The 16,208-nt window shown below is 49.6% G+C and carries 13 protein-coding genes and 1 riboswitch; of the genes, 4 read left to right on the forward strand and 9 right to left on the reverse strand.

Annotated elements, in window-relative coordinates; translation table 11 throughout:
• The first annotated feature begins 84 nt into the window (after positions 1–84).
• Complete coding sequence (locus Q320_RS0100150) at positions 85–2,367, forward strand: PAS domain S-box protein (protein ID WP_027467304.1); 2,283 nt, start codon at positions 85–87, stop codon at positions 2,365–2,367.
• Between the two features lie 99 nt (positions 2,368–2,466).
• A complete protein-coding gene (locus Q320_RS17835) occupies positions 2,467–3,117 on the forward strand; it encodes a histidine phosphatase family protein (RefSeq protein WP_084282216.1) in 651 nt (216 codons plus the stop codon).
• A 111-nt stretch (positions 3,118–3,228) separates the two neighbouring features.
• Here the strand turns inward: Q320_RS17835 and Q320_RS21430 are convergent, their stop codons facing one another.
• The 4 genes from Q320_RS21430 to Q320_RS0100175 form a co-directional block, all read right to left on the reverse strand.
• A complete protein-coding gene (locus Q320_RS21430; RefSeq protein ID WP_027467305.1) occupies positions 3,229–3,585 on the reverse strand; it encodes a YbdD/YjiX family protein in 357 nt (118 codons plus the stop codon).
• Positions 3,578–5,647 carry a carbon starvation CstA family protein gene (locus Q320_RS0100165; RefSeq protein ID WP_027467306.1) on the reverse strand — a complete coding sequence of 690 codons (2,070 nt, stop codon included), beginning with the start codon at positions 5,645–5,647 and terminating at the stop codon, positions 3,578–3,580. The genes Q320_RS21430 and Q320_RS0100165 overlap by 8 nt, the downstream gene beginning before the upstream one ends.
• A gap of 204 nt (positions 5,648–5,851) precedes the next feature.
• On the reverse strand, positions 5,852–6,574 hold the full coding sequence (gene btsR, locus Q320_RS0100170; protein ID WP_027467307.1) for a two-component system response regulator BtsR: 723 nt from the start codon (positions 6,572–6,574) through the stop codon (positions 5,852–5,854).
• Complete coding sequence (locus Q320_RS0100175) at positions 6,574–8,337, reverse strand: sensor histidine kinase (protein WP_281174216.1); 1,764 nt, start codon at positions 8,335–8,337, stop codon at positions 6,574–6,576. The genes btsR and Q320_RS0100175 overlap by 1 nt, the downstream gene beginning before the upstream one ends.
• 122 nt (positions 8,338–8,459) lie before the next feature.
• Between Q320_RS0100175 and Q320_RS0100180 the strand changes: the two genes are divergently transcribed.
• Positions 8,460–8,681: an FmdB family zinc ribbon protein gene (locus Q320_RS0100180; protein WP_027467309.1), complete on the forward strand. Its 222-nt coding sequence runs from the start codon at positions 8,460–8,462 to the stop codon at positions 8,679–8,681.
• A 346-nt stretch (positions 8,682–9,027) separates the two neighbouring features.
• Positions 9,028–11,223, forward strand: coding sequence for a catalase/peroxidase HPI (gene katG, locus Q320_RS0100185; protein WP_027467310.1), 2,196 nt, complete (start codon positions 9,028–9,030; stop codon positions 11,221–11,223).
• 145 nt (positions 11,224–11,368) lie between these two features.
• Here the strand turns inward: katG and Q320_RS0100190 are convergent, their stop codons facing one another.
• From Q320_RS0100190 to Q320_RS0100210, 5 genes are all read right to left on the reverse strand, one after another.
• On the reverse strand, positions 11,369–11,794 hold the full coding sequence (locus tag Q320_RS0100190; RefSeq protein WP_027467311.1) for a hypothetical protein: 426 nt from the start codon (positions 11,792–11,794) through the stop codon (positions 11,369–11,371).
• 1 nt (position 11,795) lies between these two features.
• The gene (locus Q320_RS0100195) at positions 11,796–12,275 is read right to left on the reverse strand and encodes a DUF4231 domain-containing protein (RefSeq protein WP_027467312.1); all 480 of its coding nucleotides are present in this window, start codon (positions 12,273–12,275) and stop codon (positions 11,796–11,798) included.
• 430 nt (positions 12,276–12,705) lie between these two features.
• Entirely contained in the window at positions 12,706–13,731 is a 1,026-nt protein-coding gene (locus Q320_RS0100200; protein WP_027467313.1) for a cytochrome d ubiquinol oxidase subunit II, read from the reverse strand.
• A 74-nt stretch (positions 13,732–13,805) separates the two neighbouring features.
• Positions 13,806–15,140, reverse strand: coding sequence for a cytochrome ubiquinol oxidase subunit I (locus tag Q320_RS0100205; RefSeq protein WP_035851537.1), 1,335 nt, complete (start codon positions 15,138–15,140; stop codon positions 13,806–13,808).
• Complete coding sequence (locus tag Q320_RS0100210) at positions 15,137–15,703, reverse strand: GbsR/MarR family transcriptional regulator (RefSeq protein ID WP_027467315.1); 567 nt, start codon at positions 15,701–15,703, stop codon at positions 15,137–15,139. The genes Q320_RS0100205 and Q320_RS0100210 overlap by 4 nt, the downstream gene beginning before the upstream one ends.
• Positions 15,704–15,880: 177 nt before the next feature.
• A riboswitch (cobalamin riboswitch) is annotated at positions 15,881–16,146 on the forward strand.
• Positions 16,147–16,208: the final 62 nt, after the last annotated feature.

The raw sequence follows: 16,208 nt of genomic DNA on the forward strand, positions 1-16,208 counted from the left end.
TACGTGGCAATAATGTTCACGTAGTGATATTGGCGCCCTGATTAAGTCCCTTTTTTGCTGCCTGATGATGTAGGAGATAAGGCGATGCAAGTTGCTGCTTTTCCGGACGATGAAGCAGAGCGAGTTGCTATGTTGCACTCGCTCTGCGTTTTGGATTCCGCGCCAGTTGAAGAGCTGGATCGTATTACGCGGCTGGTTATGCGTTATTTTAATGTGCCGATGGCGTTGGTCTCTTTGATTGATCAGGAGCGCCAATGGTTTAAATCGAACCAAGGTTTAGCAGCGACTGAAACGCCGCGCGAGATTTCGTTTTGTGGGCATGCCATTTTGGCGCTTGATACATTTATTGTGCCTGATGCGCTGCAAGATTCACGCTTTGCTGATAATCCTTTGGTGCTGGGTGCGCCGTTTATTCGTTTTTATGCGGGACAGCCGATTCGTTCCCGTTCCGGTTACGCGTTAGGCACGCTGTGCGTGATTGATGTTCAGCCGCGTGAATTTAGCGTGGAGGATGTTGCGGTCTTGCATGACTTTGCCCGAATGGTGGAAAACTATTTTCACAGTCTTGAATCGGCAAGTCGTGTTATGTCGGTTGAGCGGTATTTAGAGCAGAGCGAAGCCGTTTTTGAGCGCGTTTTTGCACAGGCGGCGGTGGGTATTGCTATTATTTCGCCAGAAGGGCAATGGCTGCGGGTCAATCAAAGTTTGTGCACGATTGTTGGCTATAGCGAGGCGGAATTACGTACAAAAACATTTCAGCAAATCACAGTCCCAGAAGATATTGATGATGATCTGGCGCTGATTGCACAATTGATTAGTGGTGCTATTGCCACTTATACGCTGGAAAAACGTTATCTTCACCGAGATGGCGGGGTTGTTTGGGTGGAGTTGACGGTTTCGCTGATGCGGGATGCCACGGGTCAGCCTTTGCAATTTATCTCGGTAATTTCCGATATTCATGCGCGTAAACAAGCTGAATTTTCACTGGCTGAATTGCGCCATAGCCTAGAGCTGCGAGTGGAGCAGCGCACCGCTGAAATGTCAGTCGCGATTACGCAGCTTAATCATCAAATAGAAAAGCGTGTGGCCGTGCAGCGCGAATTATTGGCGGAAAAAGAGCGTTTTAGAACCACGCTGGAGAATGCTGCCGATGCATTTATCGAAATTGATCGTAATGGGCTTGTGCTGGCATGGAATCGAGCTGCAGAGCAGATTTTTGGTTGGTCGCGTAAAGAAGCAATAGGCACGCAAGTTGCTGAAATGATCGTGCCGCCGGCATTAAGATCGGCGCAATCCATCGGGTTTGACTGTTATTTGCATGGTGATTTGGCCAAAGTGGTCGGGCATCGCATTCAGATTATGGCTTGCCGTAAGGATGGTAGTGAGTTTGCCGCTGAGCTGACGCTCAACGAAAATCATGTGGGCGATTTGCAATTACTTGATGCGTTTGTGCAGGACGTGTCATTGCGGGAGGCTAATAAAAAGGAAGTTTTAGAAAATAGAGCGCTATTAAAAGCAATTACCGATCATTTACCCGCTTTAATCTCCTATGTGGATACTGAGCTGCGTTATCGTTTTAATAACCGGGCTTATTTTGATTGGTTTGGATTAAGTAGTGCCGCACTGAAAGACATGCAGATGGTGGATTTACTGAATGAATCGACCCGAGCCTATGTTGAGCCTTATATTGCGCGAGCTTTAGCGGGTGAGCAGGTCGCATTTGATAGCACGCTCAATTCCACTCGCGGCATTATTCAGGTGCATGTTGATTTGGTCCCCAATATTGCAGATGACGGCCAAGTAACGGGCATCTATATACAGGCGCAGGATATTTCCGAGCGCAAGCTACTTGAGCAGCAATTGGCTTTCGAGGCTTCGCACGATCAATTAACTGGACTACCCAATCGCCGCGCTTTTATGGCTGCGCTGGACTTTGCCATTGCGCGTGCCAAACGTAGTCAGCAACAAATCGCGTTACTATTTCTGGATTTGGACGGTTTTAAGCAGCTCAATGATGTGTATGGTCACGAATTTGGTGACCGTGTCTTGCAAAGCTTTGCCGCTATTCTGAGTGAAGCAGTGCGTGAAATCGATACCGTCTCGCGGCTTGCGGGGGACGAGTTCACCATTATTTTAGAGGGGCTGAACGAAGGCGATGGTGGCGCGGTACGGGTCGCTCAGAAAATTCTACGTCGCCTTAGCGTGCCTCTCATTATCGATGGTTCTAGTGTGCAACTGGCCTGCAGTATTGGCATTGCTTTGGTGAGTGCCGATGAATTATTGGCTGCCGATACACTACTGGCCAAAGCCGATGCGGCAATGTATCGCGCTAAAGCGGCTGGTAAAGCTTGTTATGCTTTGAATTGAGGTTGATCTAATGAAGCTCCCGACATTTCGTTTGGGAATTACTGCCTTGGGCTCGTCTTGAAATGCCGTTACACTGATTCCTCTTTTAAAGGAGGGCCTATGTCGCGCGTCATTTATCTACTTCGTCATGGACAAACCGAGTTTAATGCCGAGCGCCGCATGCAAGGGCATTGCGATTCACCTTTGACTGCGCTGGGTGAAAGTCAGGCTCGCGCGATGGGTGCGACTTTACGCGCTGAATTGGCAGATCCTGCCGATTGGCCAATTTATGCCAGCCCATTGGGACGTGCAATGCAAACGGCAACTTGGGTTGCAAAAGAATTGGGCATTTCTAGTAGCACCATTCGCCCTGAGCCGCGTTTGATTGAAGTGTGTTTTGGTGACTGGGAAATGCAGCAGGTTGATACGCTGCATCGCCGTTATCCGGCACTGGCAACGCAAGTGGATTGGCATTTTCAGGCTGCTGATTGTGAGCCTTATGCCGCTGTGGTCGCGCGGATTGAGCAATGGCTGAATGATCCTGAGCTGCCGCCACGCATGATCGTGGTGGCGCATGGTCTGTTGGGGCGTATTTTGCGCGGTGTTTATGCAAAAATGGATTTCACAGCGCTGTGGCAGCAAGACATGCCGCAGGATGCTTTTTTCCGTTTGCAAGATGGGGTCATCACCCGATTGGCGTGCCTAGATCCAATGTCTTCGGATTCAATCTGCTTGGATGGCGCAGCAAGTACTGAAGCAGCGTGCGTATAGGGTTCATTTTTTGCAGTACATATAGATGAAGGGCTGGATAGATAAAGGGCTGGCGATGTCATGATCGCCAGCCCTTTATTACATGCTTTGATTAAACGCCAAATTCTCGATTTAGCACGGGCATTTATTGATATTGCCTGCACTCGGGAACCGGGCATCTAGGCAATAACGATAAAACTCATCTCGCGTAAACGGCACTCCTCCAGGGTGCTGGCTGCGCATATGGTCGAGGTAATATTCATAATCATGAATCCCCACCATTAAGCGGCAAGTTTGTACCACTTTTTGCGCGGTATCTTTGAGTCCCGTCAACCAGTTTGAACCCAAGCTATAGCGCCTAAAATCCTCGCCTGACATCAAAACACCGTAAGGATTATTTAAGCGCTGCTCAATCACGTAGCGCTCGTATTCATCTTGCAGTGCTTCATCGCTAATCCGCTTGGGGAGTAGAAAACTTAGATCAAGCACGGCTAGCCTCCGGCATTGGCACATCGCCACCAATTTCATTCACGGATGGATGCGGGTTACGGAGTGCCTTGCGAACATGAACGACGGTTGCGATCAACATCGTGACGGCGACCAACATAAAGAACGCACACAATCCCGCATTGATTTGATTGTTAAATACAATGCGTTCCATATCGGCAAAGCTTTTTGCTGGTGCAAGCAGTGTACCGTCGGCGATGGCTGTCTTGAAGCGATTGGCTTGGGCCAGAAAACCGATCTTCGGATTTTCATGGAAGATTTTTTGCCAACCTGCCGTCATCGATGTGATAAAGAGCCAAGCTGTTGGCACTAAAGTCACCCAAATGTAGCGTTCTTTTTTCATCTTAAAGAGTACGACCGTGCCCAATAGCAGCGCCATAGACGCGAGCATTTGGTTACCAATCCCAAACAGCGGCCATAGCGTATTGATACCGCCTAATGGATCGGTTACGCCTTGATAAACAAAGAAGCCCCAACCCGAAACCGCCACCGCTGTGCCGAGCAAATTACCCGCCCAAGAATGGCTTTTGGCCATGCCAGGGATAATGACGCCCACGGTGTCTTGCACCATAAAGCGGCAAGCGCGCGTACCCGCATCGACGGCAGTCAGAATAAACAGCGCTTCAAATAAAATCGCGAAGTGATACCAAAAGCCCATCATTGCTCGGCTATTAAAAATATCGCTAATGATGTGCGACATCCCAACGGCAAACGTCGGTGCGCCACCTGCACGAGACAAAATAGAATGCTCACCGACATCTTTGGCAATTTGCGTGAGCATTTCAGGGCTGACGATAAAGCCCCAACTGCTAATCACCGACGATGCTTGCTCGACCGTGGTGCCAATAACCGCGGCAGGGGAGTTCATTGCAAAATACACGCCCGGATCAAGAATTGCTGCGCAAATCAAAGCCATGATGGCGACAAAAGATTCGCAGAGCATTGCGCCATAACCAATGACGCGCATATGGCTTTCTTTTTCGATTAGCTTCGGCGTGGTGCCCGATGCCACGAGTGCGTGAAAACCAGAAATTGCGCCGCAGGCAATGGTAATAAACAAGAAGGGGAATAAAGAACCTGAAAATACCGGGCCAGAGCCATCAATAAATTGCGTGATCGCTGGCATTTTGAGTTCAGGCGCAGCAAATAAAATCCCGACCGCCAAACCTGCAATCACGCCAATTTTAAGGAAGGTCGATAGATAGTCGCGTGGCGCAAGCAATAGCCAAACCGGTAACACCGAAGCGATAAAGCCATAAATCACCAAGGCGATCGTCAATTGCGGGCCGGTCATCGTAAAGAAAGGCCCCCAGAATGGGCTGGCCGCAATGTTTTCACCATAAATAATCGCCAACATCATCAGCACAAAACCAATCAGCGAAATTTCACCAATACGGCCCGGGCGGATGTAGCGCATATACACGCCCATAAACAGCGCAATCGGGATGGTTGCCGCAATCGAAAACACGCCCCAAGGGCTTTCAGCCAAGGCTTTGACGACGACCAGTGCCAATGCTGACAGAATAATAATCATCACGCCCAAAGCGCCGACCATCACAATAAATCCGGGAATCGCACCGAGTTCTTGTTTGGCCATTTCACCGAGCGAGCGACCATCGCGGCGGGTGGACATGAACAAAACCAAAAAATCTTGTACGGCACCGGCCATCATTACGCCGACCAAAATCCAGATCGTGCCGGGCAAGAAGCCCATTTGCGCGGCTAAAATCGGCCCAACAAGCGGGCCTGCGCCAGCAATCGCGGCAAAGTGATGTCCAAATAAAACCCATTTATTGGTCGGTACATAGTCCAAGCCATCGTTACGGCGTACCGCTGGTGTAGGGCGATTGTCGTTCAGCTCGAAAATGTCTTCGGCGATAAATTTAGAATAGAATCGGTAAGCAATGCTGTAGCACGATATCGCAGCCAGCACGAGCCAGATTGCATTGATGTGCTCGCCGCGCGAGAGCGCTAGCATGGCAAAAGAGAACGCGCCGGTGAGTGCTACCACCAGCCAGACGCCCCATTGTTTGAATGAGTTCACAGCAGACCTCGTTTGCAGGGTTTATGACAGGCTGATGCTAGAACGAGGGGGCTGACTATTGGCGTAAAAACTGTGGCAGCGGTGCTAGGGGGAATTAAGCGGTTGTGTTGGCGTGCTCAGTGGTGTGGCTTGTTCTGTAGTGGTTTTGCTGAGTTATATTGATAGTAATGGGTATATGGATATAGCCATTGATTATTAATTTATCTAGAGCAATACCCCTAGTTGCTCTTTCAGTGGCTTTAAAAATCGTCGGCTCACTGGTACGCTTAAACCACTGCGCGTAATCAGGTCTGCGCCGCCATTGTCTTGCATGACGATCTCGGCGATTTTCTCTGGATGCACTAAATGCTGGCGATGGCAGCGCAAAAGGCAGGTCTTTTCTTCCAGCGTTTTGAGTGTGAGTTCGGTGTAATGCTCATTACCTTCTTTGGTAATCAGATAAATACCTGATAAACGCGCGATGACGTACTCAATATCGTCGAGTGGCAATAGCAAAATGCGGTCATGCCGATGGCAGGGCAGGTTCTTTAAGGCTTGCTGCGGCGCGATAGCGCTGTAATCGGGAGGCGCTTTAGTGAGCGGCTTTTGTAAACGCGCCAGTGTTTTCGCCAAGCGCAAAGGTGCAACGGGTTTGAGTAAATAATCAAACGCATGTTCTTCAAACGCTTGCACCGCATGTTCGTCAAACGCGGTGACAAACACAATAAACGGCATACGTTCAGGATCTAGCATCCCGACCAACTCTAGGCCAGAGATGCGTGGCATTTGAATGTCGAGAAACACGACATCAGGGCGAAGCTGATTGATGCCTTGCATCGCTTCAATCGCATTACTAGCTTCGCCGATGACATCTACGCCCGCAGCCGCCAGTAAATTACGCAATTCATCGCGAGCCAGGGGCTCGTCATCGACCAAAAGGGCGCGCATTAAGTCATCTCCTCGGCGAGCGGTAGGCTTAGCGTAATTCGGGTAAATTGTTCGCAGATTGTGTGCATCGTCAGGCCATATTCAGGACCGAAGCTCACTTTAAGCCGCCGATCTACCAAGCCCATTCCCATGCCATCGCTGCTTTTTCTACTCATTTCATAGAGTCCTGCATTGTCTTCAACATGCAGTAGCAAGGTGTTGGTTTTGCTGCTTAGTTCAGTAAATAGCCGAATTTGGCCTTGCTCCAGCAATTGCGATGTGCCGTGTTTAATTGCATTCTCAACTAAAGGCTGTAAAGAAAATGCCGGCAAACGCACCTGTGCGTAAATCGCTGGAATATCGACTTCAACTTGCAGTCGCTCGCCAAAGCGCGCCAATTCAATTTGTAAATAAGCATTCACGTGTTCAACTTCATCGGCCAAGGTGGCGGTTTCACTGGGGCGCTTGAGATTTTTTCGGAAAAACGTCGATAAATGCTGCACCAAGAGGCGCGCTTGATCTGGGTCGATGCGGATGACGGCGTTTAAGGTATTGAGCGCATTAAACAGGAAATGCGGATTGACTTGTGCGTGCAGCAATTTAATTTCCGATTGCGCCAGCAAGGCGCGTTGCGCTTCGATGCGGCCCGTAAGGATTTGGCGTGATAAAAGCTTGGCGATCCCTTCGCCGAGCGTGCGATTGAGTTTGGCAAACAGCCGACCTTTGGGCTCGTAGAGTTTAATTGTGCCGATGACTTGATCGTCGGCGTCTTGCAATGGAATCACTAGCGTAGAGCCCAGCCTGCATTCAGGATGAATCGAACAGGTATAAGCCACTTCATTACCGTCGGCATAGACCACGCGATTATGCGCAATGGCATCTTGCGTGTGCTGTGACGTAATCGGCGTTCCCGGCAAATGATGATCTGAGCCGGTGCCGGTAAACGCCAATAGTTTTTCGCGGTCGGTAATCGCTACCGCGCCAACGCCGGTTTCTTCAAACACAATCTGCGCCACTTTCATTGAGTTGGCTTCATTAAATCCCGCGCGCAGCAAGCCTTCGGTTTTGGCCGCAATTCTGAGCGCGCGAGCCGAGAAAGCATTGGAAAACTGTTCGGCCAAAGCGCGTCGATCGAGCAATAAGCGCATAAACAGCGCTGCGCCTATGCTATTGGCAATCAACATCGGCAGTGCCACATTATTGACGACGGCAAAGGCCGTTGAGTAAGGACGAGTTACCGCCAAAATAATTAGCATTTGTAGGATTTCTGCCGCTAAAGCTACCGTACCAACCAACATCGGCTGGAACAAAAGATCGACGCGGCCACGGCGAATTAAGGCGCGATGCACCAAGCCGCCCAGCAAGCCTTCGCTAATGGTCGAAATCATACAAGCCAGATCGGTCGGGCCACCCAAGCTATAACGATGTAATCCGCCGGTAAAGCCGACGGCCAGACCGACCGAAGGTCCTCCCAATAAACCACCAAGCACCGCGCCGATGGCGCGAATATTGGCAATTGAATCGTCGATTTTGAGGCCTAAATACGTCCCTAAGATGCAAAAGCCAGAGAAAACCACATAGCAGGTGAGCTTATGCGGCAGGCGGATCGTCACTTGCATCAGCGGCGTAAACAAAGGCGTACGCGCCAACAGCCATGCAATCACTAGAAAGACGCAGGTTTGCTGCAAGAGCTGCAATACCAGTGAAAGTTGCTGCGTCAGCATGGCGGGTGGCTTTGGATGCGAAAGAAGCTTTGATTTATAACTGAGTTCGATTGAACTCACTATCCAAGATTTCCCGATGTGCTGGCTGAATGGCCATCTTGGAGGTAGGTGATTGTACGGGCTGTTGGGTAAGGTTGGTAAAAGCGTATGATGACTAGCTGTTATTTAAAAGGGAGGAAGGGATGCCAATTTATGCTTATCGTTGCGCCGAATGCGGCCATTGCGGCGAACATTTACAAAAAATGAGTGATGCGCTGCTGACAAGCTGCCCAGTCTGCAAGGCAGAAAAATACATAAAGCAACTGAGCGTCGTGGCTTTACAAATCAAAGGCGTTAGCGCGTCGGCACCGCGTAGTGGTGGACGCTGTTCGCCAGCTTGCGGTGCGGGTTGTGGGCATTCTTGATTCCATTCCGTGCTCAGTAATTAAACGCGAATCTTCAAAAAGTTCCTGACGGATCATGTCTTGCTTGGGTAAATTGTTGTGATTGCAGTTGGCTCTACTTCACTGCAAAGTAATACCTGTGCGTCCTTATAAATATCCATAAGGGCTTATTGCGCCATCAAATTTTACTCGCGGTGGCATCGCTAGTGCCTTCTAAATTCTTTCGCTTGATAGTCAGCTACATTACTGCAATCTGCGGTGCTTATTCTGTGGCTATCAGCGTTATTGTGAAATCCAATTAGATAAATTAGCAGCAAGGTTCTAAAGTGAAGCGGTTCATTCATTCCAACACTCAAAGGATAACGTCATGTCTAGCGAATCTAAATGCCCATTTTCGGGTAGTGTGAGTAAGAATACGGTCGCAGGTGCACCATCGAATGCCGATTGGTGGCCGAATCAATTGAAACTGAGCATCTTGCACCAGCATTCAGCCAAATCTGATCCGATGGGTGAGGCATTTAATTATGCAGAAGAATTTAAGACTCTAGATTTGGATGCCGTCTGTACAGACTTACGTGCGCTGATGACCGATTCACAAGATTGGTGGCCCGCCGACTGGGGACATTACGGTGGTTTGATGATTCGTATGGCTTGGCATGCAGCGGGTACTTATCGCACAACCGATGGTCGCGGTGGCGCGGGTACGGGCAATCAACGATTTGCGCCGCTCAATAGCTGGCCAGATAACGGTAATTTAGATAAAGCACGCCGCCTGCTGTGGCCGATTAAGCAAAAATATGGCCGCAAACTGTCATGGGCCGATTTGATTGTGCTGGCCGGAAATGTCGCGCTGGAATCAATGGGCTTTAAAACATTTGGTTTTGGTGGCGGTCGCCCTGATATTTGGGAGCCAGAAGAAGACGTTTATTGGGGCATGGAAAAAGAATGGCTCGCCACGAGCGACAAACCTGATAGCCGTTATTCAGGTGATCGCCAGCTTGAAAATCCATTAGCCGCAGTGCAAATGGGTTTGATTTATGTGAATCCAGAAGGCCCCGATGGCAATCCAGATCCAATTGCTTCTGGGCGCGATGTGCGCGAAACATTTGCCCGTATGGCGATGAATGATGAAGAAACCGTTGCCTTGGTCGCCGGTGGCCACACTTTTGGTAAAGCACATGGCGCGGGTGATCCGGCGCTAGTGGGGCCAGAGCCAGAAGCGGCACCGCTGGAAGAGCAAGGTCTAGGTTGGATTAATAAATTGGGTAGCGGCAAGGGCGTGCATACGACGACCAGTGGTATCGAAGGCGCTTGGAAACCGAACCCGACGACTTGGGATAATGGCTACTTTGATATGCTATTGGGCTACGAGTGGGAATTAACCAAGAGCCCTGCTGGCGCTAAGCAGTGGGTTGCTAAAAATGTGAAGCCGGAACATATGATTCCAGATGCACATGATCCCGCGATTAAACATCCTCCGATGATGACAACCGCTGATATGTCGCTGCGTATGGATCCAGCCTACGAGAAAATATCGCGCCGTTTCCATCAAAATCCAGCCGAATTTGCCGATGCCTTTGGTCGCGCATGGTTCAAACTCACGCACCGTGATATGGGGCCGCGTGCGCGCTACTTGGGTTCGCTCGTGCCAGCAGAAGTGCTGATCTGGCAAGATCCGATTCCAGCGGTCGATCACCAGCTAGTCGATGAGCAAGATTTAGCGGCATTGAAAGCGAAATTGCTCGCATCTGGTTTGTCGATTTCTCAATTAGTCAGCACTGCGTGGGCATCAGCTTCGACCTTCCGTGGCAGCGATAAACGTGGTGGCGCGAATGGCGCGCGGATTCGTCTTGCGCCGCAAAAAGATTGGGCAGCCAATCAGCCTGCCGAGCTAGCCAGCGTGCTCGCTAAACTGACTGCGATCCAGCAAGAATTTAATAGCGCGCAATCGGGCGGCAAGAAAATTTCTTTGGCCGATTTGATCGTATTGGGCGGCAATGCGGCGATTGAAGCAGCGGCGAAAAAAGCGGGCATCGACACTAAAGTGCCATTTGCTGCAGGACGCATGGATGCGACGCAAGCAGAAACCGATGCTGAATCCTTTGCAGTACTTGAGCCGATTGCCGATGGCTTCCGTAACTACGCCAAAGCAGGGTTGGAAGGCGCGGCGGCTGAGTTGCTGATTGATAAAGCACAATTGCTAACCCTCACTGCGCCAGAAATGACGGTGCTGATTGGTGGTTTACGCGTGCTGAATACGGGCAAACATGGTGCGTTTACTGCGCGGCCAGAAACCTTGAGCAATGACTTCTTCGTTAACCTGCTGGATATGCGCACGAAATGGCAGAAATCGGCGGCACCGGGCGTACTCGAAGGGCGTGATCGCAAAACGGGCGATTTGAAATGGACGGGTACGGTGGTGGATCTGGTGTTCGGTTCAAACTCGCAACTGCGCGCACTGGCTGAAGTGTATGGCGCTAGCGATTCGCAAGCGAAGTTCGTGGCCGATTTTGTGGCCGCTTGGAGTAAGGTGATGAATTTGGATCGTTTTGATTTGAAGTGACTTAAGTTTTGTTAGCTTATTTTTTGCTAAAAAAGCTGACGTAAAATGATCTGGTTTGGGCTGCTTATCGTGAGATTGCAGCCCATTTTCACATCTATGATGGTTGTTTTAGGATAAATTGGCCTTGCTAACGCCATATTAGGTTTTAAGCGTGCTTGCCTAAGTTGGCGGTTTCAAGAGTAATAATGCTACTTTCTGCTTTGGCCTTGCCAAAACAGCGAACGCAAAAGTGCACCCAGTGAGCGAGCAATGGATTCATGCCATCATCAAGGCAGATCTGAAGCAATAATCGGTCGGCCGCCGCGCGAAAACTAGGGCCAAGATGTTGCTCTCGTATCAATTGGTAGAGTGCATCATGAATCAGCGAGCCACGCATAATGCTGCGAAAATCAGGCATCGGGCCGCTTGCTCCATCCCAAGAGTACGCTTTGGCAATATGAATCTGCCCCTGTATATTGAGCTGAATATACTGGGTATTGATCTCTGGCATATTGAGCCATTGAGTTTCAAGCTGATACGCCTCGGCAAGCGTATATTTATAGTCGCGGCGCTTTTTGTATTTTAATTGCATATTAAGCGCCTTGCCTTTCGGTAATCGCATCAAACCAATAGTGAATATTGCTTTCAGTAATGGCTTGATAGTCTTGAATAATCGACTGTAAGGCATCGTTTTCGACCTGCTGCAAATCGCCACACAGGTAAATTAAGCGATCCCGAATCGATTTAAGCCGCAAATTGGTTGCGTTATTGCGCATCCAATATTCTTCGATATTCAAAAAACTCGAAATTCCACCCAAAAAAGTCATCACCGCGCCCAGAACTAGCGCGATGTTTTTCGCGTAAGGCTGCAGTCCAGCTACATCTAGCCCCAACACCACGGTGGTGCAAGTAGCGAGCGCAAGGATGGAAAATTTTAACGAGTAGGTGGTGAGTTTGAGTTGCTTGCTTTTGCGTTGACTGTATTGCTGATATTTCAGGATTTTACCCAGCAAAAAACGCACTTTATGATTGGGGTGCTGTTGCAGCACGGCGTGAATGATTTCTTGATCCATGAGCGTCGTGAGTGGCGAAAAAATTCAATAATACGCGAATTGATTACATTTGCTGACGACGCTTGACTTGGTGTTGTAAATGGCACTACATGTTGATTGGGTATATCGATGTAGCCATTATTTATCAATGACTACATCGATATACATCGTGCTTATTGGTTTTGTTCAGATTACATGTTGATGATTTTAAGTGCCTGCGGCACAGTGTTTTACAGTCGCAATCCGCGACGGGGACTTACTTTCTTGAACGGCCAAGAAAGTAAGCAAAGAAGCCGCCCCGAGGCGCACATCGGTCCCCGATGCCCTCGCGTGGCGAAAGCCAAACGATGAAACTGTTTGTCTTTCTTCGTGCTCGGTGTGCTTGGACGGGGGGATTAAGCCCCAGCTCAATCATCGCGGCACAGCACAACATCAAGTCTGCCAGATGGCCCTATTGATAACTTAATTCTGTCGCCTTGCCCCAGAACACGCGGTAAGAATAAAACGTGTAGCCAAAGATTGTCGGCAATACGATCGCCGCGCCTGCCAAGATCACCAGCAAAGCTTCTGGGCTGCTGGCGGCTTGCCAGATCGTGAGTTGATCGATGACCAGATTCGGGAAAATACTAAACACCAAACCAAAAAACGCTAAAAACACAATGCCAACAGTGGCTGAGAACGGCAACCAGCACAGTCTATCGTTGCCTTCAGATTGGCGAATTGCAAGGCGCGGCAAGCTGTAGGCGATGATGGCAAATAGCAGCGCGGTAAACAGTGGCACAGGCGCGAGTAAAAATACATTGGGCACTGAGAACCACAAATCAAACACGCGCGGGCTAATCCATGGCGTGGCGACTGAAACCAGTAGCGTGGCGATGGCGGCGAAGCCCAAACTGCTTTGCGCCCAGCGCACGGCGCGCATTTGTAATTTGCCGGTGGTTTTGATAATCAGCCAGCCCGCGCCCAGCAGGGCGTAAGCGGCAGCCAAACTAAAACCAACCAACACGGCAAAGCCCCAAGCTAGCCAGCCCTCGGCAAACCCAGTGATATAGCGGCCCAACATCACGCCTTGCGAAACGGCAGCCAATAAAGAACCAGCAAAAAACAGCGTATTCCACATCGCTTGATGGTGCGCTTTGGCTTTGACGCGAAAATCAAATGCAACGCCGCGTAAAATTAAGCCCAACAGCATCAGCGCGACGGGTAAATACAGCGCGCCCAAAATAATGCCGTGCGCAAGCGGGAAGGCGACCAGCAAAAGGCCTACGCCCAGCACCAACCAGGTTTCATTGGCATCCCAAAATGGCCCAATCGAGGCGATCATTTTATCTTTTTCAGATGTATCGCCCTCTAGCTGAAGTAGGATGCCGACGCCAAGGTCATACCCATCAAGGATGACGTAGGCGAACATTGAAATCACCATTAAGGCGGCGAAAATGATGGGTAGCCAATAGGCCAAATCAATATTGTTAAACATTTTAATATCCCCTCATAAGTCGGCTCGCCGGAGTGAGTGCTAGCCAATAGGTCCAGTTAATTTGATCGAACATATTAATGCTCCCCCGCAGGCTGGCCTGCTTTTTTGGCTAGATAAAAAACCACCGAAACATAGGAAATTAGCAAGAACACATACAGCGCGAGATACATTAGCAAGGTGCTTAAAATCATGCCGCTACCAACGTGTGAAGCCGCGTCTTTGGTGAGTAATACGCCTTGCACCAACCATGGTTGACGGCCGATTTCTGTGACATACCAGCCCGCCACCGTTGCAACCCAGCCGCTAAACGTCATGCCGATCAGCAATTTAGTGACCAGCGGAGAAGTTTCATTGTGGCGGCGCAATTGCCACGCAGCCAGCCAGCTGGTCAATAGCATCAACATGCCAACGCCGACCATGACGCGAAAACTCCAGAACACTTTGGCAACGGGTGGGTGCTCGGTGAATTCATTCAGGCCACGAATTTCACCGTTGATGTCGTGCGTCAAAATAAAGCTGGCCAGTTTCGGAATACCAATCGCGAAATCATTGCTTTGCGTGCTTTGATTTGGCAGCGCAAACAGCAGCAGTGGTGCGCCGCGTTCGGTATGCCAAATCCCTTCAATCGCAGCGATTTTGGCGGGTTGATGCTTAAACGTATTTAAGCCATGCGCGTCGCCAACCAAGATTTGCAAAGGAATCAGCAGCGCAGCCAAAGCAACGCCAGTTTTAAGCGCAGCAAGTACCGCATTAGTGCGCTGACCAATCAACCAACGATAAGCTGAAACACCGGCCACTAAAAATGCGGCAGTTAAGCCAGATGCCATCAACATGTGCGTCAGGCGGTAGGGCATGGATGGGTTGAAAATGACTTCTAGCCAGCTGGTGACATGCGCTTGGCCGTTGATCATTTCAAAGCCGGTTGGCGTTTGCATCCAAGAATTGAGCGCAATAATCCAGAACGCCGACAAGGTCGTTCCGCCTGCGACTAGCACCGTCGCCAAGGTATGCATGCGATTACTGACGCGCTTTTGCCCGAATAACATGATGCCAAGGAAGGTGGCCTCTAAGAAAAACGCCGTTAACACTTCATACGCGAGCAGCGGCCCCGCGATATTACCCACGGTTTGCATATAGCCCGGCCAATTGGTGCCGAATTGGAAACTCATCGTAATGCCACTGACGACGCCGAGCGCAAAAGTCAGCGCGAAAATTTTGACCCAAAAGCCATACGCTTCATGCCATTTTTGATCGCCCGTTGCATTAAAACGTAATTTAAAAAACAGCAGCACCCAGCCCATCGCGATGCTGATGGTTGGAAACAAAATATGAAAAGTGATATTGGCTGCAAATTGAATCCGCGCCAATACGATGGGATCGAGCAGGCTGGAGGCGACATCAGGGGTCATGATGATTCCTTATCGTCGGAACGAGAGAAAGTGAGTTTCTGTTTGAATTCTAAGAACTTCTGCACTTGTGCGCCCAGTTTCATCAGCTTTTTCAGCGTTTCAACATCGAGTCGCTGCATGTCGGTGAACCAGCTGGTGGTCAGGTCGATCAAATCATGCATTTCAGCCATGCGCGCTTGCGCGTGTTGATCGGTGGCATTACTCGGTTTTTCAAGCAGCGCGCCGCGCAGCATCGTCAGTGTTGGGTCGACTTCGCGTTTTTTGCGTTCTTCGGCCAGCGTTTGAAAAATCGCCCACACGTCTTCTGGCGTTGAATAATATTCGCGTCGATCGCCGGGTAAATGCTGCAACTTCACCAAGCGCCACGACACCAGCTCTTTCAAGCCCATGCTGACATTCGAGCGCGAAAAACCCAGCGCTTCGGCCATTTCATCGGCATTAAGCGGTTTTTCGCTGACATACAGCAGCGCATACATTTGGCCAACGGTGCGGTTAATGCCCCAGTTGCTGCCCATTTCGCCAAAATGCAGCACGAAAGATTGAACTAAAGGTGTGAGGTTCATGTATGTTTTGAATTTTCAGTAATTTGTGAAATTTGATATGGATCATATTCTTACTGGACGTTGAATGCAATTGCTTCGGCCTTCTCGGGGCGATTGGATTTTTCTATTTAGGCGATAAGCAAAAACTAATTTGAATGCCGTCATATTCATGACAGGTATCGCTTGGCACTTTAGGCTACAATGCGCGCCATTCAAGGTGATTTGCCGTGTGAACGGTGAATTTAAACGGGAAACAGGTTCAAATCCTGTGCTGCCCCTGCAACGGTATATCAGTGTGGGTTGATCACAAAAGTAAGTTTAAAAATGCTGCGTATCGCAGTTTGCGAGTTTTTAAATTTTACTTTTAGCCACTGTCAAATGAGTGTTTTAAAAACACTCTAGATGGGAAGGCGATCAATCAAGTTCTGATGAGTCCGGAGACCGGCCTTCTATCATTTCACGCCAGTGATTTGACTTTATTACGCATGGCAGGGAGGCCGTGGCGGATGATTTCCGTATCGTTTAA

The organism is Deefgea rivuli DSM 18356 (genome assembly GCF_000620145.1).
In the GTDB taxonomy this organism is placed as follows: Bacteria; Pseudomonadota; Gammaproteobacteria; order Burkholderiales; family Chitinibacteraceae; genus Deefgea; species Deefgea rivuli.

Excerpts from the sequence above, each read along its gene's own strand:
- Q320_RS0100180 (WP_027467309.1), top strand. The coding sequence starts at position 8,460 with ATGCCAATTTATGCTTATCGTTGCGCCGAATGCGGCCATTGCGGCGAA.
- Q320_RS17835 (WP_084282216.1), top strand. The coding sequence starts at position 2,467 with ATGTCGCGCGTCATTTATCTACTTCGTCATGGACAAACCGAGTTTAAT.
- btsR (WP_027467307.1), bottom strand. The coding sequence starts at position 6,574 with ATGCGCGCCCTTTTGGTCGATGACGAGCCCCTGGCTCGCGATGAATTG.
- Q320_RS0100195 (WP_027467312.1), bottom strand. The coding sequence starts at position 12,275 with ATGGATCAAGAAATCATTCACGCCGTGCTGCAACAGCACCCCAATCAT.
- Q320_RS0100150 (WP_027467304.1), top strand. The coding sequence starts at position 85 with ATGCAAGTTGCTGCTTTTCCGGACGATGAAGCAGAGCGAGTTGCTATG.
- Q320_RS0100205 (WP_035851537.1), bottom strand. The coding sequence starts at position 15,140 with ATGACCCCTGATGTCGCCTCCAGCCTGCTCGATCCCATCGTATTGGCG.
- katG (WP_027467310.1), top strand. The coding sequence starts at position 9,028 with ATGTCTAGCGAATCTAAATGCCCATTTTCGGGTAGTGTGAGTAAGAAT.
- Q320_RS0100200 (WP_027467313.1), bottom strand. The coding sequence starts at position 13,731 with ATGTTTAACAATATTGATTTGGCCTATTGGCTACCCATCATTTTCGCC.
- Q320_RS0100190 (WP_027467311.1), bottom strand. The coding sequence starts at position 11,794 with ATGCAATTAAAATACAAAAAGCGCCGCGACTATAAATATACGCTTGCC.
- Q320_RS0100210 (WP_027467315.1), bottom strand. The coding sequence starts at position 15,703 with ATGAACCTCACACCTTTAGTTCAATCTTTCGTGCTGCATTTTGGCGAA.